The sequence below is a fragment of the Quyinboa ferrireducens genome (genome assembly GCF_042436675.1).
GTDB lineage: Bacteria > Bacteroidota > Bacteroidia > Bacteroidales > UBA5342 > JBHJHP01.
In genome coordinates this window covers 21558-43732 of sequence record NZ_JBHMVA010000018.1, presented here as the reverse complement: position 1 = coordinate 43732, position 22175 = coordinate 21558, and the positions used below count along the sequence as shown (strand labels likewise).

At 39.6% G+C, this 22175-nt stretch carries 18 protein-coding genes; 10 read left to right on the top strand and 8 right to left on the bottom strand.

Annotation, left to right across the window (positions count from 1 at the left end; translation table 11 throughout):
* The first annotated feature begins 84 nt into the window (after positions 1–84).
* The 10 genes from ACE01N_RS18515 to ACE01N_RS18470 all read left to right on the top strand — a co-directional run bounded on the left by ACE01N_RS18515 (position 85) and on the right by ACE01N_RS18470 (position 9614).
* Positions 85–1335, top strand: coding sequence for an efflux RND transporter periplasmic adaptor subunit (locus ACE01N_RS18515; RefSeq protein ID WP_380592194.1), 1251 nt, complete (start codon positions 85–87; stop codon positions 1333–1335).
* Complete coding sequence (locus tag ACE01N_RS18510) at positions 1325–2587, top strand: efflux RND transporter periplasmic adaptor subunit (protein WP_380592192.1); 1263 nt, start codon at positions 1325–1327, stop codon at positions 2585–2587. The genes ACE01N_RS18515 and ACE01N_RS18510 overlap by 11 nt, the downstream gene beginning before the upstream one ends.
* The gene (locus ACE01N_RS18505; RefSeq protein WP_380592190.1) at positions 2584–3777 is read left to right on the top strand and encodes an efflux RND transporter periplasmic adaptor subunit; all 1194 of its coding nucleotides are present in this window, start codon (positions 2584–2586) and stop codon (positions 3775–3777) included. Before ACE01N_RS18510 ends, ACE01N_RS18505 begins: the two co-directional genes overlap by 4 nt.
* Before the next feature lie 10 nt (positions 3778–3787).
* Positions 3788–5026 (top strand): ABC transporter permease, encoded by a 1239-nt coding sequence (locus ACE01N_RS18500; protein ID WP_380592188.1) that lies wholly within the window; start codon positions 3788–3790, stop codon positions 5024–5026.
* Positions 5027–5036: 10 nt separating this feature from the next.
* Positions 5037–5741, top strand: coding sequence for an ABC transporter ATP-binding protein (locus tag ACE01N_RS18495; RefSeq protein ID WP_380592186.1), 705 nt, complete (start codon positions 5037–5039; stop codon positions 5739–5741).
* Positions 5738–7237 carry a TolC family protein gene (locus tag ACE01N_RS18490; RefSeq protein ID WP_380592184.1) on the top strand — a complete coding sequence of 500 codons (1500 nt, stop codon included), beginning with the start codon at positions 5738–5740 and terminating at the stop codon, positions 7235–7237. The genes ACE01N_RS18495 and ACE01N_RS18490 overlap by 4 nt, the downstream gene beginning before the upstream one ends.
* Positions 7238–7475: 238 nt before the next feature.
* Positions 7476–7823, top strand: a complete 348-nt coding sequence (rpsF, locus tag ACE01N_RS18485; RefSeq protein WP_380592182.1) for a 30S ribosomal protein S6 — start codon at positions 7476–7478, stop codon at positions 7821–7823.
* A 3-nt stretch (positions 7824–7826) separates the two neighbouring features.
* The gene (gene rpsR / locus ACE01N_RS18480) at positions 7827–8096 is read left to right on the top strand and encodes a 30S ribosomal protein S18 (RefSeq protein ID WP_375721189.1); all 270 of its coding nucleotides are present in this window, start codon (positions 7827–7829) and stop codon (positions 8094–8096) included.
* Positions 8097–8113: 17 nt separating this feature from the next.
* Positions 8114–8557 (top strand): 50S ribosomal protein L9, encoded by a 444-nt coding sequence (gene rplI, locus ACE01N_RS18475; protein ID WP_375727214.1) that lies wholly within the window; start codon positions 8114–8116, stop codon positions 8555–8557.
* A gap of 106 nt (positions 8558–8663) precedes the next feature.
* On the top strand, positions 8664–9614 hold the full coding sequence (locus ACE01N_RS18470; protein ID WP_380592179.1) for a CPBP family intramembrane glutamic endopeptidase: 951 nt from the start codon (positions 8664–8666) through the stop codon (positions 9612–9614).
* Here ACE01N_RS18470 and ACE01N_RS18465 read toward each other — a convergent pair.
* From ACE01N_RS18465 to ACE01N_RS18430, 8 genes are all read right to left on the bottom strand, one after another.
* Positions 9611–10441: a metallophosphoesterase gene (locus ACE01N_RS18465; protein ID WP_380592177.1), complete on the bottom strand. Its 831-nt coding sequence runs from the start codon at positions 10439–10441 to the stop codon at positions 9611–9613. The genes ACE01N_RS18470 and ACE01N_RS18465 overlap by 4 nt on opposite strands.
* Positions 10442–10514: 73 nt before the next feature.
* The gene (locus ACE01N_RS18460) at positions 10515–13229 is read right to left on the bottom strand and encodes an alpha-L-arabinofuranosidase C-terminal domain-containing protein (RefSeq protein WP_380592175.1); all 2715 of its coding nucleotides are present in this window, start codon (positions 13227–13229) and stop codon (positions 10515–10517) included.
* 137 nt (positions 13230–13366) lie between these two features.
* A complete protein-coding gene (locus ACE01N_RS18455) occupies positions 13367–16138 on the bottom strand; it encodes a T9SS type A sorting domain-containing protein (RefSeq protein ID WP_380592173.1) in 2772 nt (923 codons plus the stop codon).
* A gap of 150 nt (positions 16139–16288) precedes the next feature.
* Positions 16289–17929 carry a SulP family inorganic anion transporter gene (locus ACE01N_RS18450; RefSeq protein ID WP_380592171.1) on the bottom strand — a complete coding sequence of 547 codons (1641 nt, stop codon included), beginning with the start codon at positions 17927–17929 and terminating at the stop codon, positions 16289–16291.
* A gap of 111 nt (positions 17930–18040) precedes the next feature.
* Positions 18041–19501, bottom strand: a complete 1461-nt coding sequence (locus ACE01N_RS18445) for an arylsulfatase (RefSeq protein ID WP_380592169.1) — start codon at positions 19499–19501, stop codon at positions 18041–18043.
* 88 nt (positions 19502–19589) lie between these two features.
* Positions 19590–20435: a transglutaminase family protein gene (locus ACE01N_RS18440; RefSeq protein WP_380592167.1), complete on the bottom strand. Its 846-nt coding sequence runs from the start codon at positions 20433–20435 to the stop codon at positions 19590–19592.
* Positions 20436–20440: 5 nt separating this feature from the next.
* Complete coding sequence (locus tag ACE01N_RS18435; protein WP_380592165.1) at positions 20441–21193, bottom strand: proteasome-type protease; 753 nt, start codon at positions 21191–21193, stop codon at positions 20441–20443.
* A gap of 10 nt (positions 21194–21203) precedes the next feature.
* Positions 21204–22166 carry an alpha-E domain-containing protein gene (locus ACE01N_RS18430; RefSeq protein WP_380592163.1) on the bottom strand — a complete coding sequence of 321 codons (963 nt, stop codon included), beginning with the start codon at positions 22164–22166 and terminating at the stop codon, positions 21204–21206.
* Between the last annotated feature and the right edge of the window lie 9 nt (positions 22167–22175).

The window sequence follows — 22175 nt, the reverse complement described above, 5'->3', positions numbered from 1 at the left end:
TAAAGCAGTAAAAGTATAAGTAATATTTACCCGCTGAATCCGTTAAGTTTATATTGTATACCTTTTGACGTAGAAGTAACCCTGATGAAGATTTTTTATTATTTGAAATTTATTGGTGTGATGTTTTTGTTGTTTTCATGTTCCGGTGAAGACAATAAGTATGTTTATTCTACTGTTGAAAAGGGAAACTTTACAGAGAGCGTGCAGATTGAAGGTGTTGTGGATGCTGTGAACTCCGTTTCCGTTTCCTGTCCACGAATATATAATGTTACCGTTTCCTATCTGGTGGAAGATGGTGAATTAGTGAAGAAGGGGGATACGGTGTGTATCCTGGAAAATCAGCAGTTGGTAACAAATTATGATAACAGACTTAAGTCTTTGAGTTCTGCAAGAGCTCAATATACAAAACTTGAAGCCAGTCTGGCCATGAATAAAGCGCTTCTTGAAGCTCAGGTAAAGAATAATGAAGTGCAGACCGCCATTGTATTTATGGATTCACTTCAGATGAAATACTCATCTGATGTACAAAAAAAACTGACCCGTCTCGAAATAGAAAAAGCTGAAATAACCCGTAAGAAGCTGGAAGACAAGCTTAATTCAACTGAAGAGATTAATAATGCAGAACTTCGTAAGATGACGCTACAGATCAAACGGTTTGAATTATATATTTCCCGGATTAAAGATAATCTTGATCAGTTGGTTCTGACTGCTCCGCAGGATGGTATGGCTACCATTGGAAGTCCCAACGGTGAAAAACTGAAAATCGGTGACAGGGTATGGCCGGGAGACGGAATTGTTAATCTGCCGGATATGCGGAGTGTAAAAGTATTACTCCAGGTGCCGGAAAGCAAGTTTAAACGCCTGAAAATGAAACAGCCTGTTGAAATTACATTTGATGCTATTCCTGGTTTATTGGCAAAAGGCGAAATCAGTCATATGACACCTGTTGGAAAACCGGTAAGCAGAAATTCTAAAATTAAGGTTTTTGATGTGACAGTGATGGTAAATGAAACCGGTGAGATTCCTGACCTTGGAACAACAGCAAAATGTAATGTAATTATTAAACGGCAGGAAAATTGTCTTGTTATTCCGCAGATAGCCATTGAATCCATTGACAGTGTAAAATATGTATATGTTTTAAAAAAAGGGAAAATAAATAAACAGCAAATTACTACAGGCTATGAGTCTGTTGAAAACGCTGTTGTTTCGAGCGGTCTTGGTGAAAACGATGTAATTCTTTTAAATAAGCCGCAGGATTCGGAAGTTCATAAAATTAATCTTCTTGACACCACTCAAATCAACAATAACACAAATGATACAATTAATGAAAAATAAGCCACCTTTTAAGATAACTAAGATTCTGTGGCTGATGCTTACAGTCGTTGCAATTTCCTGTAGCTCAAAAAACGGGACGGAGATATCTGTTTATAAAGCGCAAAAGGGAACATTTCAAATTGAAATAACAGAGGAGGGCGATGTAAACGCCACAAATTCAATAAATATAAGTACGCCAAACCTGTCATCCTGGCGATATGGTAACCTCAAAATTTCCAGCCTGGTAACCGACGGAAGTAAAGTAGCAAAAGGGGATACTGTTGTTACATTTGATCCTTCGGAAGTGAATAAAGCCATTGTAGAATCCGAGTCAAGTCTGGAAATAAATCAGGCTGAACTGGAACGGACACAGGCACAGCATGAATCCGAAATTAAGGATCTTATGTCTGACTACCAGATCACTAAGATTAACAAGGAGATATCGCAGATAAAATTTGAAAATTCTGATTACTACTCCGAAATCGAACGGAAAAAGATTAAGCTGAACCTTGAAAAGGCCGAGATTGAACTTGAGAAAGCACTTGAACAAATTGAGAACCGAAAAAAGATACAGCGCGAGGAAATCTCCCAGAAAAAACTCTCGATTGAACAGGCACGTTCACAGCTTGAGGAGTCTAAACAAACTCTGAATGAACTTATTCTGGTATCAAAAAATCCTGGTATTGTGATCATTGCTGAAAACTGGAGTACAAACGCTAAATACCAGATCGGAGATCAGTGCTGGTCGGGACAGCCGCTGGTTCAGCTTCCTGATTTGTCGGAACTGAAAGCCACTGTTAAAATTAATGAGGTTGATATTTCAAAGATAAGGAAAGGACTGAATGTCGAAATTCGTCCGGATGCTTTTTCCGGGCAGGTTTATCATGGGAAAGTGGTATCTGTGGCTAATCTGGCTGTTAACAAGGAACGCAACTCTGATATAAAAGTCTTTCCTGTGGAAGTGCTGATTACGGATTCTACAGATAACAGACTGATGCCCGGACTTACCGTAAGTTGTAAAATTATTATTGATGAAATTAATGATGTCATGTTTGTGCCGCTGGAAGCCGTTTTCTCAGAGATGGGGCAGGACTACGTATATGTAAAATCAGGTGGTAAATTTAAAAGACAGGATATAAAAACCGCTCAGTCCAACAACGATTTTGTCATTGTGGAGGAAGGATTGGAAGAAGGCGATGAGGTGGCTTTGGTTGACCCGTTTGCAGTGGAAGAAGACTCGAATACTAAATCAGCTAAAAACAAAGACGCATGAACCGGAAACTTAATTTCATATATCTGATTCTGGTTTTGCCGTTGCTTTTTATTTCCTGTTCCGGCGAGGAGTATGCCTATAAGGAGGTTAAAAAGGGAGATTTTAAGCTTACGATTACCGAGACAGGAACGCTGCAGGCAGTTAATAAGAAAAGCTTTGTCCTGCCACGATACGGCCGCTACTGGTACGAAATGAAAATAACAGGAATTCTGGATCACGGAACTGCCGTTAAAGCAGGTGATTCAGTCATCCAGCTGGACCCGTCTGAAGTAAAGAAATATATTGCAGACAGAAAGATTGATCTTGAAACTCAAAATGCCAACATGCAAAAAATGGTGGTTCAACAGCAGATTGATAAAAGCAGTATGCTGGCAGCGCTCAGTAGTGAACAGGCAACATTTGAATTGAATAAGATCGAGATGGAGAGTGCCCGGTTTGCCTCTGAAAATGAACAGAAAGTGAAGGAACTGGAGTTTGAGCAGGCTAAGATAAGGCTGGAGAAAACCAAAAGAAAACTTGAGCTTGCTGATATTCAGCAGGAAAAAGAACGTCGGATTCAGGAGATCAGAATAGAACGTCTGGAAAATGAGATTGATAATGCGATTGATATTTTACCCAAGCTTACCATACGTTCACCTATTAACGGAATTTTTCAGGTGGGGTATAACCGCAGAACCGGAGAATTGCTGAAAATAGGAGACGAAATTTATCCGGGCAGGAATATGGGCGATGTCCCTGATATGACCTGGATGAAAGTTGAAACCGTGTTGAATGAAACGGATATCAGCAAGGTAAAGGAAGGTTTGTCTGTTAAGGTCAAACTGGATGCGTTGGATGGTGTGTTTTTCGATGGTACCATAACATTTATAAGCGGCCTCTGTCACAGATCCAACAACGAATCAAGGAAAAAGGTTTTTGATGTTATTGTAACAATGGATGTGTCGGATGAGCGGCTTAAACCTGGGATGACCGTGAGTTGTGAGTATGTCAGTGCCGATGAAAATGATGTACTGCTGGTCCCGAATGAATGTGTGCTGAATGAAGACGGGAAAAGCTATGTATATGTTTTAAAAGGACATAAACCGGTAAAAACAGAAGTGGAAACCGGTTTAAAGAATAATTCCGTTACCGTTTTGAAAAGTGACCTTAAGAATGGTGCCCGGGTCGTACCACTGAAAGAAATTATTTAAACAGGAAATTATGCAGTTTGAAGAAAATATACGTTTAGCGTTGACCGGTTTGTACGATCATAAATTCAGATCTTTTCTGACTATGCTCGGGATTATTTTCGGCGTGGCATCTGTTATTGCCATGTTGTCCATTGGAGAAGGAGCTAAACGTGAGGCTATTGCCAAATACCAGGACTTGGGTGTAAATAATATTATCATCCGTGATAAAGATCTGTCTGATGCAGAACTTGAAGAAGTCAGAGCCAAATTTTCACCCGGTTTATCGCTCCAGGATGCTTCAACCATAAAGGAAATCGTTCCTTATGTACAGGATGTGGCATCGCAGGCAGAAAAGAGTACAGATGTAAAGTTCTCCGATAAATCAGTAAAGTCTACCGTTATCGGAATTACACCATCCTACATCGATATTCTGAACCAAAAAACAGATGAAGGAGAATTTATAAATGAGGATCATTATAAACGGAACCTTAAAGTTTGTGTGTTGGGTGCTGGTGTGGCCAAAGAACTTTTTGCCGGAGTGGATCCCATCGGTAAAAAAGTAAAGATAGAAGATCAGTGGATGGAAGTTATAGGAACCATGCAGCCCAAAGCGCTTTTTACGGAGACGGTTGGTGAGCTGGCATCACGTGACCTGAACAATGACGTTTACATGCCACTTACAACATTTAACAAACGGTTTGAGCGCTCAAAGAAATATGAAAGTGAGATCAGACAAATTACGGTCAAGATAAAGGAAGCCGGCATGCTGGTAGAAAGTTCGGAAGTGATCCGGAGCATTTTGAACCGGCATCATTTTAATAATGCGGATTTCAGCATCATCATCCCACTCGAACTGCTGAAGCAGGAAGAGAAGGAACGCAGGATTTACAATATTCTGTTGGGTGCTATTGCTGCCATATCGTTGCTGGTAGGAGGCATAGGAATTATGAATATTATGCTGGCGACGGTAATGGAACGTACCCGCGAAATAGGGATCAGACGGGCCATTGGTGCAAGAAAAGCAGATATTATGAGTCAGTTTGTTACAGAGGCGGTTGCCATTAGTATTACCGGTGGAATAATTGGCGTGTTGCTGGGGGTATCGCTTTCTTTGCTGATATCCCTGTTTACGGACGTCAACACCTTTATACGGCTCTACTCTGTATTTGTAGCATTTGGCTTTTCCGTTGTGGTGGGAATCAGTTTTGGTTATCTGCCGGCTAAAAATGCATCGAACCTGAATCCTATTGAATCCATCCGTTACGAGTAAACGAAGAATTATGTTAATTGAAATAAACAGACTTGAAAAAAAATATCTCATGGGTGAGGTTTCTGTACGGGCACTTCGTGGAGTTGACCTGAAGATTAAGCAGAACGAATATGTCGCCATCATGGGACCATCCGGATCAGGCAAATCCACATTGATGAATGTGATTGGTTGCCTTGATGTGCCAACTGCAGGAGAATATCTTTTTAACGGAGTGGATGTAAGTATGCTGACGGATGACGAATTATCTGCGATGCGAAACAAGGAAATCGGATTTATTTTCCAGAACTTTAATTTATTACCGCGTTCCAGTGCACTGCATAACGTGGAACTTCCCCTGATGTATGCCGGAATGCAGAAACACGAACGGATTGAACGGGCACATGAAGCATTATCGCGGGTAGGACTTGGTGACAGGATGGAACATAAACCATCTGAACTTTCCGGAGGCCAACGGCAGCGTGTTGCCATAGCAAGAGCTCTGGTCACCAAACCTGGTATTTTGCTGGCGGATGAACCAACCGGGGCACTCGATACCAAAACCGGACTGGAAATTATGAATTTGTTTGATGAGTTGCATAAGGAAGGAAATACCATCATCCTCATTACCCATGAACAGGAAATAGCGGATTACAGCGACAGGATTATTCATATTAAAGACGGCCTGATAGATACCGACAAGAAAAATCACAACAAAACCGAAACGCTAAGAAAATGAAACGTATACTATACATATTAAGCGCAGTTATACTGTGCGCATCAGGACTTAAAGCACAAAAACCGCAGGCACATCTTCTGGATCTTGAAACCAGTATAGCTATAGCAAAAATGTCGAGTTATGATATCCTTATTCTCAGGCAGAATATAAAAATGGCAGAGTTTAATCTTAAGGCCACAATCAGCAGCCTGAAAACACATGTGGATATGGATATGCAGGTTCCGGGTTTTTCCAATACCATTTATGAATTCAGGGATCCAACAGGAGTTGTATCGTATAATCCCTTAAAGACGAATGCACTTTCAGGCAGATTAAGGGTCACACAACCTTTGCCAACTGATGGAAATATTTTTCTGGAAGCTAACCCAAGTGTTATTACCGATTATACAAACGATACCAGAACCTCAAGATTTAATACCGCCGTCAGGTTGAACCAACCATTGAATGCGTTTTTCGGATATAATGATATTCAGACGAATTTTAAGACTGCCAAACTGAATTATGAAAGTTCTCAAAAAAGATTAACCCGTGAAGAACTGAACCTGGTGTATAACGTAAGTAATAATTTTTATAACCTGTTAGCCATTCAGAAGAGGATGGATATTGCAAAACTGAATCTGGACAGGCAAAAAGAGGCATATGACATCGCTCAGAATAAATTCGCAGTTGGTCTTATTCGCGAAGTTGATGCGCTGCAGATGGAAGTGGACCTGGCAGAGGCTCAGAATAACTATGACCTTAACCGGGTGAACCTGGAGACGGCGTCTAATTCGTTCAAGGAGTTGTTAGGACTTCCCATTACTGATAGTATAATGATAGATGCCAATATGAACTATACTCCGGTTGTTGTGGAACTTGATAAAGCTCTGGAGTATGCCAGAAAAAGCAGGCTTGAGCTTAGGGAGCAGGATATCCAGATAGAACTGAATGAATTGAATCTTAAACGGCAAAAAGCACAGGGGCGTATTTCCGGTGCTATAAATGCCTCTTACGGATTAACCGGAATTGATGATGAAGATAATCCCGGGGCGTTTAACCTGAACCAGACTACTGATCGTGTATTTACAAATTTAACAGACAGGGGCCCGAACTATGGCGTTTCACTGGATATCAGCATCCCAATTATTGACTGGGGTGAGAACAAAGCGCGGGTTAACAGGGCTAAGGCTCAGTTGCAACAGAATATTTATCAGAAGGAGCAACTTGAGCGGAGTATAGATAACGAAGTCAGAAACCTGGTTGCCAATTACAGCAATAGTTTAAAACGGCTGCAGCTGCTGGAGAAAAATGTTGCAGTAGCTGAAAAGAGTTTTAAAATCACATTGTCACGTTATTCAGATGGAGATATTGACAGTCAGGCATTGGCACTGGAAAGGGAACGTTTGAACAATGCTTATTTATCGCATTTATCGGCTTACATAAACTACGAACTTTTGTTGGCCGATCTTATGCGTAAAACATATTATGATTTTAAGGAGCAAAGACCGATCAATTAATAAAATGAAGTTTTGGCTTAACCTGGAGTACTATATAGATTATCAGACTTTTATGGTTATTATTTATAGGTGAATCACAGGACTTTCAATTCAGGAAGGTCATTTGGCATTTCCTTTTTATTTACAACCGGTTTAAATATTTTCTAAAAAGCCGGATACAGTTTGCTGTAAATAAAATAATTAATATCTTTGCGCGTCGAAAATTAAGGATATAATCAATAATTAAATTATAGAGAGTATGTTAAACAATTATGAAACCGTTTTCATTTTAACTCCCGTTTTGTCTGAGAACCAGATGAAGGAAGCGGTAGAAAAGTTCAACAAGCTCCTGACTGATAACGGAGCTGAGATTGTACATCAGGAAAATTGGGGATTAAGGAAATTAGCTTATCCCATTCAAAAAAAATCAACAGGGTTTTACCAGCTGCTTGAATTCAAATCAACACCTGATTTGATTGCAAAATTAGAGTTAGAGTACCGTCGTGATGAAAGGATTATTCGTTTCCTTACATTCAGAATGGATAAGTATTCTATTGAGTATGCAGAGAAAAGAAGGTCGAATTTAAAAGCTAAAAAGGAGAACTAAGCCATGGCACAGAGTCAGTCAGAAATTAGATATTTAACACCGCCCTCGGTTGATATAAACAGGAAAAAGTATTGCCGTTTCAAAAAGAACGGAATCAAATATGTTGATTACAAAGACCCGGAATTCCTTAAGAAGTTTCTTAATGAACAGGGAAAAATCCTTCCAAGAAGGTTAACCGGTACATCTTTAAAATTCCAGAGAAAAGTGGCTCAGGCCGTTAAGAGAGCCCGTCACCTGGCTTTATTACCGTATGTAACTGATTTGATGAAATAATTGAGGAGGATAGTATAATGGATATAATATTAAAAGAAGACATTATAGGTTTAGGATATAAAGACGACATCATCACTGTTAAGGACGGTTACGGCAGAAACTATCTTATACCTCAGGGAAAAGCAGTTGTAGCTACTGAGTCGGCTAAAAAGGTATTGGCTGAAAATATGAAACAGAGAGCTCACAAGCTGGCTAAAATCAAACAGGAAGCAGAAGAACTGGCAGGAAAACTTGGTTCAGTTAATCTGGTTGTTGGTGCAAAAACAAGTTCTACCGGTAAAATCTTTGGTTCAGTAAGCAATATTCAGATTTCTGAAGCACTGGAAAAAGAAGGTTATGATGTGGATCGTAAACTGATCAGCATTAAAGAAGCCGTGAAAGAAGTTGGTAAATATAAAGCAACACTTAAACTTCATAAAGAAGTAAGTGTTGAAATAGGATTCGAAGTAGTACCGGAATAGAATTTCCAAATTACGATTAATCGTTTTTCAAACTATATAACCCCGATGAAAATCGGGGTTTTTTTGTTTTCAATAACGTATATTTGTTGATCTCAAAATTAAAACCATGTTTCTTGATCAGATAAAAAAGGGAAACAGGGCATTTGTTGCCTACTTACCCGCAGTCATGCTAATAATACTGTCTTATTTTATTGGACAGTTTATTTTGTCTAAAGTTTTAGGAGGTGTAGCCGTTATGAATGGCGGTGAACTGAACGAGGATGTCTTAAAAACAATGGATTTCAGTCGGATTGGGATCTCCAATAACGTGGGATTTTTGATTATTATGTCCTCCTTTCTTGTTCCCTTTTTCGGACTATTTTTTGCTAAGATTTTTCATCGCCGTCCGATGCAGACCTTTGTAACAGCAAGAGAAAAACTGGATTTTAAACGCATAGGTTTTGCCATTCTGATATGGGGAATTATTCTGGGAGGCTCTACTTTGGCGGACTATTTTATGGATCCTGATAATTATGTGATAACCTTCGAAGCAAAGTCTTTTATATGGTTATTTCTGATTGCATTAATCTTTTTCCCTTTTCAGGTGAGCTTCGAAGAAATCTTTTTCAGGGGATATCTGTATCAGCTGTTTGGAAATATATTTAAATATCCGGTCATAGCCTGGATACTTACGTCCGTTCTATTTGGTTTAATGCACTCTGCAAATCCCGAAGTTTATGAATACGGATTCTGGAAAATGATGCCGGGTTATGTGCTTCTTGGTGCTTTTCTTGGATTGATTACTATTCTTGATGACGGACTTGAAATGGCAATCGGTATTCATTTTATTAATAATTTTTTTCTGGCTGTTGGCGTCAATTATACCGGTTCTGCTTTAAAGACCGATTCTGCGTTTCAGGTATTAACCATTGATCCGACTTCACAGTGGTATGGTATTCTGATATCAGGATCGATTTTTATGGTTGTGGCCTGGTTGTTTTACCGGTTCAAAGGATTTAAAAAGCTGATTCAACCTGTCAGGATCAGCAAAACAACTTTAACAGAGGATTCGTTTTAATCTTTAATAGTCTTCAGGGTAATCTCAACAATTTCCGGTCTGCAAAAGAACCGGAACGGAACACCAACCACACCAACTCCCGATGTGACATATAATTGGGTGTGCTTTATCTGTTTCAGGCCGTAACGGTACTTCTGGCCATAATCCGAGGGTATCAGGGGAGCCCAAAGTCCAAAAAATGTTACCTGTCCACCATGCGTATGACCGGACAACATCAGGTCAATTTTGTTGGTTTTTAATTCCTCAATATAGTCAGGATTATGTGACAATAAAATGCAAAAATCGGAATCTCTGACATCGTTGATGGTATTTTCAATCTTCTGATCCGATTCCCATAAATCGCCTACACCACCTATTTTAATGCTGTCCTTACCTTCAGTAATCCAAAATGAATTGTTATGGCATAAGTTTAGTTTACTCTCCCTGAATTTACGTATAACCTGTTGAGGGTCTTCAATAAACTCATGATTTCCAAGCACCCCATATTTACCCATGGGAGCCTTAAGATTTTGTAGTGCATTAAAGACAGGCATAACGTATTTTGCTCTTATGTCAATGTAATCACCACCCAACAGAATAATGTCAGGTTGTAATGCATTGATCCGGTTTACTACCTTTTGTATCCTTTTTTCAGATATATATGGTCCCAGATGTACATCCGAAATAAAAACCAGCTTTTTCCCATCAAAAGAATCGGGCAGGTTTTCAGAGTATATCGTGAGGTTTTTTGTTTTGATCCAGTAGGTCTCAATATAGGCGTAGGAGAGTATCAGAATTCCTGCTATTAAAAATGCAGTTGCATATTTCCATTTAAATAAACCAATCATTTAGTTGTCAGTACGAATTAAAAAGGGACCAGTAAAAATATCCGGTCCCTTTACGTTATACATAAAAATTCACTTAATTGTTTATCACTAATTTGCCTTTAAATTCTTTCCCTTTATCGTTTACTTTCACATAGTAAACTCCCGATTTCATATTTTCTTTATCTACTCTGGTTGTAGATTTTTTGGTTATATTTTTATAAACCATTTTTCCTGATGTATCGAAAATATAAACTTTGTAAGGCTCTCCGTATGTGTTGTTGTAACATATTAATGCACTCTCGCGTGCGGGATTCGGCATTATTGTCAGATCACTGTCACTGTTATGTGAAGCATCATTCAGGCTGGTTGAATTACCAAGTTTAACTCTGAACAGCTGGAACGAGTAAGGTGGCAGGGTATAATCAAATGAACCGGAAACTGACACGGTTGATTCCACAGGTTTAATCAAATCCGGTGAGTTTAATGAATTTCTGGATGAAGATGAAGGTCCTGTTAGTGTGGTGACTTTTGCATCAACAGATGTATTCACATTCTTAAGTTTCATATTGACTGTTACAGGTTCCGAGTCCGAATTTACCATCTTAATAATCAGTTCGTTGGTCTGGTTGTCCTTAACAACAGATGCGCTAACCGGTCCGTCCGGTGCAGGAATACTAAACAGGAGATTGTCATCCATGTAGAAATCAACAGACTGCCCTTTAACATCAATTTTTATAGTATACCATACATTGTTTGATATGCTTCCTGCATTAGCCACAAGGGTTGCTTTTGCTCCTCCGGTAGCCTGTTCAACTGCATTTTGTGAGTTTCCCCAACCACCGATATTGAGCCAGTAATAGTTTCTGTCATCCTGCAGAGCAAAGGGAATAAGGAAACCTTCTGCTCCTCCGGTTTTCATAGCCTTTAACGTAATGGTATACTCACTTTTATCAATAACTGTGTTGGCAACGCTCCATGCCGGCGTCTGACCGCTTGATTGCACATAAGTTCCTGAACTTACACTGAATGAGCCATCAAATGGCGTCCAGTTTGCTGCTCCGTCACTGAAGTTTTCGTCCAGTAATACGGTTCCGTTGCTTACAACTTTTACATCGTCAAAAACAACCTGCGTATTCCAGCTTCCTACGCCAATTTTACCCACAAACGGAGCACTGTTCTCTGGAACTGTCAAAGTACTTGGAATATATTCTTCTCCATCATTCCGGCTATACAGTTGCTGTACATAATAACTCGCTGTTTTTACCAGGTTGTTGTTATCAAAACGGATCAGGTCAGGATTCCACTGGTTATGGTTTTCATTGCAAAACAAAGGTGCATAACAGGTAAATTCAATGATATCAGCATTTCGTTCAACGCCGGTAAGGTAAGCAGCTTCTGAAATTGCATTGAATAACTGATCATCCTGTGAAGCATATTCCCCAATAAAAACTTTTGGTCCGGTTCTTGGGAAATCGTCATATCTGTGATTATTTGTCAGGAACCAGGATGGTGAATTATAATAGTGTTCATCTACTGCATCCAGATTATTTTCCCTGCTGAACTCCCACAGACTTCTGTAATAGCTTCCGGTATCATCAGTACCTGATGTGCCTATGATCTTAATTTCCGGATATTTTTCCCTGATAGCATTGGCAATCAGAAGGAATCTCTCACGAAATTCAGGAATATCATCTTCTTCATTTCCCAGCAGAATATATTTCATATTAAATGGTTCAGGATGTCCCATGTCTGCCCTTACCTTTCCCCATGTGGTCGTTACATCGCCATTTGCAAATTCAATTAAATCAAGTGCATCATCAACCCAGGGTTGCATTTCTGACATAGGTACAATTTCCCTGTTTCGGAACTGACAGGATACACCCAATGGCAGAACCGGAAAGGGGATGGCTCCAATATCTTCACAAAACTGAAAATACTCATAAAAGCCAAGTCCGTAAGTCTGATGATAACCCCACAGGTTCCAGTTTGGTGTACGTTCGGCAACATCTCCTATTGTTTCTTTCCAGCGGTAAGCGTTGTCATTACCACGTCCGTGAGAAACACATCCTCCTGGGAAACGCAGAAACTTTGGGTGAAGATCTGCTACTGCCTGAGCCAGATCCTGTCTTAACCCATTCTTACGGTTTTTAAATGTGTTTTGAGGAAACAATGATATCATATCAAAATATAACGTTCCGGTTGCATTTGTCCTGAGTTGAAGTGTTGCATCCTGGCTGGTTGCAGTTGCAGTAATAACACCTGTAACTTTCTGCCATTCACTGGTGATATTATTGATGATAAATGCACCGATAGATGTTCCGGAACCGTTAATAAGCAATACCGTTACCGGAGCAGAGAAGCTTCCATCGCACCTTACATATGCTGAAAAATCATATTTGTCTCTTGCTTTTACTGAGATCCCGTCATATCCGGAGTTTTTAAACCCTACACTGGATCCTGTATTGGAAACTGCAAATTTCAGATAATGTGTATTGTTTTCATTAATGGGATTGCTGTTTTCCACTGTCATGGTTGCTACAGCTCCGCCTTCAGTTATAACTGACCAGGCATCAAGTGGTTGCATATCCGTATAACCAGCCACCGGATAATATTCAAAAGAGCGGTTTTGTACAAGCTCAGCATATAATCCGCCATCGGCACCATAATTTATGTCTTCAAAGAATGCGCCAATCAGGTTGGTGCTGATAGCTTTCCCCTGTTCATTTCCATCTACTTCAAAAGTTACCTGACTTTTAGAGGTACATGAAATTACCAGCAATAAAAAAAGTATGATTACAATATTCTTCATGATATGGGTTAAAAATTTAGTATTCAAATCAATATTATTTCAAAGTTACGAATATACGAATGATTGTAAAACTAACACTTATTGGAAGTGATAATTTTTAATTTTAAGCAATATTTTAATAAATATGATGGCTAAAATTACTGTTTTATGAATTCCCGCGTCAAATGTTTGCCATCATATGTAATATCCAGGATAAAAGTTCCCTGATCAAGATTATCCAGTGGTATTGTAAGCCTTTCAGTGCCACCGGATATTTTTTCAGTAATATGCGTTTTTCCTTTTAAATCTATAATATTAAGAATTGCATCGTTCTTAACTGCTCCAAGTTCTACATTCAAAACCTTACCAGCAGGATTCGGATATAATTTAATATTCATATCTATCTCATCCATTCCGGTAGCTGTTTTTGTTGTGGCTTCAACTGTTGATGTTGGTTCTGATGATCCGCCGCTATTATAGGCTTTTAATCTGTATTGATAAGTTGTTGATGAATTAAGGTTTCGGTCGACATAGATATTGGTTCCTGCCTTAACTGTATCAACAGCCACAAAAGAGCCGTCAGTACCCCGCTCAACTATAAAACCGTCTTCATTAAACGAATTATCTGTCCACCTTAAAAGAATTGCGAAATCCGTTAAGGCGCTTGCTGAAAAATCTATTGGCGGGTGAGGGGGGAAAATAGTATTGATGTAGAAATCAATTATTCCACTGCCGAACGTACTATATCTTACACAGTTTTTATTTTCTATAAACTGAACATCAGTAAAATCGACACTTGGAATCGGATCATCGTTCATTTGATACCAGTAATTATCTTCAACTGAAAATACCCATGCACCTTCATATCCACATGCAGCAAAAATATATTTCTCATCCGGAGACAGGTCAAAATCTCTCATCCTGTATATATCAAGCCCTTTCTTATGGGGTAAAAATATTCTGCCACCATCTTCAGAAATCAGAAAAGTATTACCAACACCAGCATAATACACCCTGTTGGAATCAATCTGGGATGCTTTTATAACAATCTGGTTTTTCGGATAATTATACGATTGATCGTTTGCTTTTGGGTAAGGACCAGGATAAAGGGTTTTTGTCCACGTAATTCCGGCATCTTTTGAATATAGAAATACACCGTTATTTAATGCGGCATACCAGTTATTCCGGTTCAGTTTTGAATATCCGAATCCACCCAAATCATCACCAAAACTGGAATTGAAGTTAAAATCATGTGTGGATTGGCTAATCGAATTCGAACCGGAATTATATGTGAATTTCTTCAGATTACTGCCATATGCTGCATATATTGCATCTTCGGATTCATCAGGTGAAGCAACGATAGGTGCAGCCCACCAGTTCCCTAAGCCATCAAATACAGCCTCACCACCGATACCTGTTGGAAAATTAAATCTGTGTTTTATCCTTCCATAGTAGAACCATGTCCATACCGATTTTTCTTTGCTGGCAAAGCAAACCCGAAGTACATCTGTTCCATCTATATCAACCGTATTAACGTCTGAAGCTGTATCAGGATAAGCTGTTGTGCCTCTGTCCTGATTAGCCATATAAACAGAATTGTAACGTTCACTGGTGGCAGCATCGTAATGCATGGCATACCATGCTTCGTTATTACACCAGATATAGGAGTCTTTATTTTCAGGTGTTTCTGAGACATAACAACCGAAATCAAGACCTGCAAGTGTAATGAATTTCCCGCCTGACATTTCGAATGTTTTCAGGTGTTGAAGATCCCATCCAAGTTTGTGATCATATCCGGTCCAGGTAGAACCATAATTCACAGAAAGTTTCATGTCCTCAAATCCACTGATAAGGATATTGGGCTTGTTGGGACTTATGATTTCAAAAGGTTTGTCTCTTCCTGCGTTTTTCTGCGTCCACGTCTGACCTTCATCATCCGAATAATAAATGGTATAATCAGAATTGATAGTGGACAGGTAAAAGTGATATTTTCCTCCGTAAAATGTTGCCGCAGCACTGGATAGGTTTGTTCCGGCCAGCATGGAAGACGAATTATACTTCAGTTCAAAATCTTCACTTTCCGGATCATATTTATAGATATCAACCTTTTTTGATCCTTTCCACCATACCCAAAGATAGGCATCGTTGGTGTTAAATGGTTTGGCTATTCTTACATCGTAAGTGGATATTGGAAAAGTCAATGAGGATTCCTGATAGGTTTTACCATTGTCCGCTGAGAAATATAGATGATGGTAATTCGAGTTGTAGGTATGTAAAATAATTTTTTTGGCATTATCATTGGTAATTTCAAATGCCTGGTTCGACCAGCTTCTCGTTACTGATGCTCCGGTGCTGATGTTCCATGTTTTACCTTCGTCATCAGAATATTCCATACGGTTTTGGTTATCGTTACTTCGTATAAGCCTGAACGTTGAGTCATCTAAGAGAGTCCCTGTAAATACCGGATTTGCTGAAGCGTTTTCAGGTGGGTTCATCTGTATCTTATGGTTAAGCAAGGTCCATTTTATCTGGTTCTCGTATTCAAGTTTGTATAAATGGCCGGCATATGTAACCACATAGAACACATTTCGGAGCGAATCGTATGCTGAATTATCAACACGGTAACCGTAGCCTGTGGTATGGGGCACTTTGTGTTTCCATGTTCCGGTAAGGGCACCATTGGCGTAGCTGCTTTCTCCATTTACCGACACGGATTTCAGCAAGGTCTGTTGTTGTCTTTCTTCCAGATATTTGAGGAATAATTCCTTTTCTTTTCCCGTCAAAACTTCTTCATCGGGTCTTTCCTCATTTTCTTCTTCATAGTCTGAATCTTCATCATGAAATGAGATTCTGTCTGTCATTAAAAACAGGGTGGACAGTCCGGCCACAATGATTAAAATGCCAAATAAAGAAAGTCTTTTATAGTTCATCGCATTGAATTTTATACAAAGAACGCCATTTCATCACACTTTACCTGTCATATAATCGACGATCTTTTTAAATATTTTTACTACGGGTGTTGTAAACGCGCAGAAGTATAAACGGTTAAAAAAATGAAGCACGGAATGTGATTAGAAGGATCAGTTCTGCAATTCCTTTTTCGCAAAAGCAACCGCTTTTTCAAATGAATCAAAAATATGGTCGGCTGGTACAAGCTCAAGCAGTCCAAACGTATCAAAGTTTTGAAGAATACTACTGTTAACACCGGAGAAAGCAATTTTTACTCCGGTTTGCTTAATTATTTTAATGGCTTCTTTTAGGTTATGTAGACCGGTAGAGTCCACAAAGGGCACATGACGCATACGGATAATAAGAACTTTACTTTTAGCACCAATTTCCTTCAATGTTTCCGAATAGGTTTTCGCAGATGCAAAAAACATTGGTCCGCTGATCTCATAGATTGAAATGCCATTAGGAATTTCTGAGTAGTTCTCTATCAGATCGCTGTCGATTTTTTCTTTTACCTCAGCATTACCGATATCAGCCATGCGCTTCATAAACAGTAATGCAGACAGAACGACACCAACTTCAATGGCAATGGTGAGATCTACCAGTACGGTCAGGATAAAGGTGCTGAGTAAAACAATAATATCGAATACAGATCCTCTTAAAACAGATCTGAATGACCGCCATTCGCTCATGTTGTAGGCAACCACAATCAGAATACCGGCCAATGCAGACATCGGAATAAGTTTTGCCCACTGGCCCAGAAACAGCATAATGAGCAGAAGAGTCACAGCATGAACCATTCCTGCTATTGGTGTTCTACCGCCGTTCTTTACATTTGTTGCTGTACGTGCAATGGCTCCTGTTGCAGGAATTCCACCGAAAAAGGGTGTAACGATATTGGCAATGCCCTGTGCAATAAGTTCGGTGTTAGACCTGTGATTTCCGCTGATCATACCATCAGACACTACAGCAGAGAGTAATGATTCTATTCCACCCAACAAGGCGATTGTAAGGGCAGGAGCAAGGTAACCAGACAATTCGGACAATTGTATGTGGGGAAAACTGAAGCTGATTTGATTTGGGATATCTCCAAAAAACGATTCTATTGTTGTAACCGGAAGGTTAAACAGTTTAACCACAATTGTAGTAAGCAGTATGGCAATGAAGGAGCCCGGTATTTTGGTTGTTAGCTTTTTTGAAAAGACTACAATCAGGATGGTGATGACAGTAATGGCCAGTGCATACGGGTTGATATGATGCAGATTAGCCGCATATGTTCCCCATTTATCAATAAAAGCTGAGGGTACTTTGGCAAGATCCAGTCCGAACGCATCTTTAATCTGTGTGGAAAAAATAACCAGTGCAATGCCACTTGTAAACCCAACAATTAGGGGGTGCGGAAAGTATTTCAATAAGGCTCCAAGACGCAGAATGCCGAATAGAACCAGGATCACGCCAGCCAGAATGGTTGAAATCATTAACCCTTCAATTCCATACTTTTCCAGAATTCCATATACGATAACAATAAATGCACCGGTTGGACCACCAATCTGGACCCGGCTGCCACCTAGAAGCGAAATAAGAAATCCGGCGATGATAGCAGTTATTAAACCTTTTTCCGGTGATACACCTGAGGCTACTGCAAATGCAATTGCCAGGGGCAACGCTACAATTCCGACAACTACTCCCGATAGGACATCGGCTGAGAACTGTTTTTTAGATATTCCTGATTTTAGAACTGAGAAGAATTTCGGCTTGAATATGTTTTCCATCCTGGAGTAAAATAAAGCGCGAAATTATAGTAATTTCAGATCCGTTGTTCCGGAAATGGCAGAAAAATTTTTATGTTACCCTTTTAAGTATTCCTGATACCGCAACATAATTTATTGAACCGGTTCCGGAACTTCTTCATATTCAAACGGAAAAAGGTCCGATTTGTGATGTTCCTCCAACATGATCAGATCCATTTTTTCAACCATCTCAGGATTCTGATCTGCTACATTATGCAACTCGCCTGTATCAGTGGTAAGGTCAAAAAGAACCAGCGCAGTATCCGGATTTTCCTGAATACCGAATTTTATACCTTTCCAGTTGTTAATCAATACAGCCTGTTTCCCTCCCTGTTCATGGAATTCCCAGTAAAGATAATCGTGTTCTTTCTGGGGGTTCCCAAGCATGGTTGGAAGGAAAGATATGCCATCAATATCCAAAGGAGCTTCTGCACCAATCATATCGCATACTGTAGGCATTATATCCCAGAAGGCTGAAATATGATCCGTTTCGGAACCTGCGTTGATATGATCCTCCCAGGCTGCAATCATAGGTTCGCGGATACCACCTTCATACAAATCGCGTTTATAGCCATTGAACGGGCCATTGCTGTTAAAATAATCAGGATCACCACCACCTTCCTTATGTGGTCCGTTATCTGACGTAAAAATAATGAGTGTGTTTTTGCTCAGGCCAAGTTCTTCAACTTTATCAATGATTTCACCTACCTGATCGTCCAGCAGTTTTATCATGGCTGCAAATGCGGCATGACATTCATCCTGTGAACCATAGGGCCCCAGCCGGTAACGTGGACCATCATCCACTCCATTATAGGTTTTTTCAGGGAGAAATTTTCCCCGGTACTGATCCATATATTCTTCCGGTGCAACCAGTTCTGCATGTGGCATAATGGTTGGATAGAAAAGAAAGAAAGATGTGTCCCTGTTATTTTCAAGAAACTGAAGCGCATGTTTGTGAATGAGGTTTGGAGCATACACGCCGTTTTGATGTCCCTGGTTTTCTTCCAGCATCACTTTGGTTTGGTTATGCCACAGATGATACGGATAATAGTTATGCGCCAGTGTCTGACTGTTGTAACCGAAAAATTCATCGAAACCCTGAAAATTTGGGTCACCTTCTGATCCGGGATAACCCAATCCCCACTTTCCGAAAGCGCCCGTAACATATCCGTTCGCCTTTAAAACTTCGGCTATTGTTAACGCTGCCGAATCCATTGGAACCTGTCCTTCCGGTTCAACGCCTTTATTACCACGAATGGGGGTATGTCCTGTATGCATTCCGGTCATTAAGGATGATCGCGAAGGGGCACAGACAGTAGACCCTGCATAATGACGTGTAAACTTCATACCCATTGCTGCAAGACGGTCAATATTTGGCGTTTGAAAATGGGTTTGCCCGTAACAACTTACGTCACCATAGCCAAGATCGTCGGCTAAAATGTAGATAATATTTGGGTTTTCTGCTGTTTTCTTCTCCTTAGGCTGACAAGAGGTTGCAGACAATAAAACTGATCCGGCAATAACGGTTGAAAATGTATAAAGGGATTTGTTCATCTTTTTACGAAAGTGATTTGAAGCATTAAAGATAAACATGATTGATAAAACAAACAAAAATGCTGTTGGAATTACAGTTCAGGGCCAGCTATTTTAACTTTTGAATGTAAAGATTAGTCTCCATTTTTGAAGTAGCGCTTCCTCTTATGGTACCGGAAACCGGCATTGTATTTTCCTGAATCCGGCTTGATGCAACAGGAATATGATGATTACCGGTAACTATGCCATGTGTGGGGTCAAGACCAATCCAACCAGCTCCCGGCAAATAAACTTCAAGCCAGGCATGTAGCTCAAAAGCTACAGCACCATCGTCCAGAAAGTAATATCCGCTAACGAATCTTGACGCAATACCCAGAAAGCGCAGGAGATTGATTTGCATCCATGCCAGATCTCTGCATGAACCTCTTTTTAAGTTAAAACTTTTTGCCGGAGTGTAAGGTGCACCTTCCAGCCGCGTTTCTATTAGAAAATCATCGTGTATGGCCTTTGTAATATTGGTCAGAAAAGGAATAGTTTCATTATTGGAAGCTTTTAATATCTGCTTCCCAAAATTTGCAAGGTCGTCCGGTACATCCTGATACCTGAGGTATATTTCCAGTGACTCAGAATCTGTTGGGGTATACTGAAACGGTAAAACGTTATATTCGAGCGGATAAATCAGGAATTGAAACGGATTATAGGGGCTAATGGTCAGCAACGATTCACTTTTAATGTATAGTTTACTATGTACATCGTTAAACCAGCAAAGCTGGATGTCATTGTTTTCTGAATCCAGAAAACGGGAAAGTCCCGCTGGTTCCGGATCAACCGTTATGTGATGCTCTCTCGCACAACAGTATGGTGTAGCCTTAGGTTTAAATCTAAGAACGTGAGGTTCAAAAAAAACATCTGTACTAAAAAAATATTCTGTTATATGCGATATGTGCAGATTCATCCGGTTTATTCTTCGTCAAGCGTTTCAAATGCATCCCCGTTTTTAGTGAAAAGTTTATCCATCCAACTATCATCCAGATTACTTATGGATTCACTCAACTGATGTTGCCAGAACTGAGATATACTTTGCAGTTCTTCTTTTTTGTATTGCTTTTCTATAATGTTGAAACTGTCTTTTTCGTAATACACCACATGGATTGGATAATCCACGTCGTTGGAGCTTACCTGTGTTGCATTAAATGACAGGAATCCGGCCTTTAGAGCGAATTTAAGACTTGAATTATATTTCAATACCCTGTCGAGAATAGGTTTTCCGTATCCGTTATTCCCAATGATCATAAACGGAGAACCTTCCGTAATTTCTATCCAGTTTCCTTCTGGATACAGAAGGAATACTTTATGTCCGTCGTCATCCTGAAGTTGTCCCCCAACCAGTGCAAATAAATTAAAATGTAATCCAGCCTCTTTGAGCGCTTCCCTATCTTCTTTGGCTGCTTTCTTAACCTGTGCGGCAAACGCATTAACGGCCTTATAAAGTTTATTAAAGGACGAATCATCTTCATCAATTATTTCCCTGAAATAAGTTAAGGCCTTGTCCCTGACAGATCTTAACCCAGAGGTCATAATAAAAAATGAATGTTGATTTTTATTTATGGTGAAGACTTTTTTTGCCTTCGTAGTTTCGTGCCCCGACGTGATCCTGGTATCGGAAATTCCTATAATACCGGATTTAACTTTAATGGCTAAACAATATGTCATAATAAGATGATTAGCTGTTGCTTAAAGCATTTTCAATTGAGAAAAATGTATCAAAAATAGCTGATGAAGTCTCATTTAATTTAACCTGAAAATTATCAAGATATTCATGTAATCCGGTTGTAAAAATATCATTTATATCGGCATATTCAAGCTGTGATTTTAAAATTCCGATTTGTTTTTCTGCTTTATTAGAGTACCCGGTTGTACTTCCTGTTATAACGTTTAAGGATTTCTCTGCTTTGTCAAGACAGTAAAGTATCGATCTTGGAAATGCATCGTCCAGAATAAGAAATTCTGATATATGAAAGGGAGTTAACTTCCCGTATCTTTTTCTGTACATGTCGAATGCACTCACAGATTTTAAGAGAGCTGTCCACTGAATGAGATCAAAAGGAGAACCCACTTCTTCCAGCTTTGGTAATAACATATGGTATTTTACGTCCAGTACCCGTGATGTTTTATCGGCTCTTTCAATCAGCTGTCCTATTTTCCCAAAGTGCCAACCTTCGTTCCGGGAGAGAGTTGTGTCGAAGATGCCGTTTAATAACTGACATCCCTTTTTTATTTCATTAAAAAAATTTCGCGGATCATTTTTCTGCCATCGTTTTTTCTCTTTTTCATCTTTAACCAAATAGTATAAATTATTGATTTGTTGCCATATTTCCTTCGTGATGTCCGGCCGTACAGATCTTGCATTTTCACGTGCGCTGGTTATGGTATTGAGAATTGAATTTGGATTGTTTTCGTCGAAACCCAGGAAATAAATGACTTTATTTTTTACGGGTTTGCTATGCAGACTTTTATATAACTCCCAGTCTCCGGTTGTCGCTACCAAAGGCTGCCATTGTTCCGAAATGTCAGGGGGAAGGTCAAGCGAAAGGTTGAAATTTACATCCAGAAACCGTGCATAATTATCGGCTCTCTCAATATATCTGTTCATCCAGTATATGGCATCTGCAACTCTACTTAACATAGTGTGAAA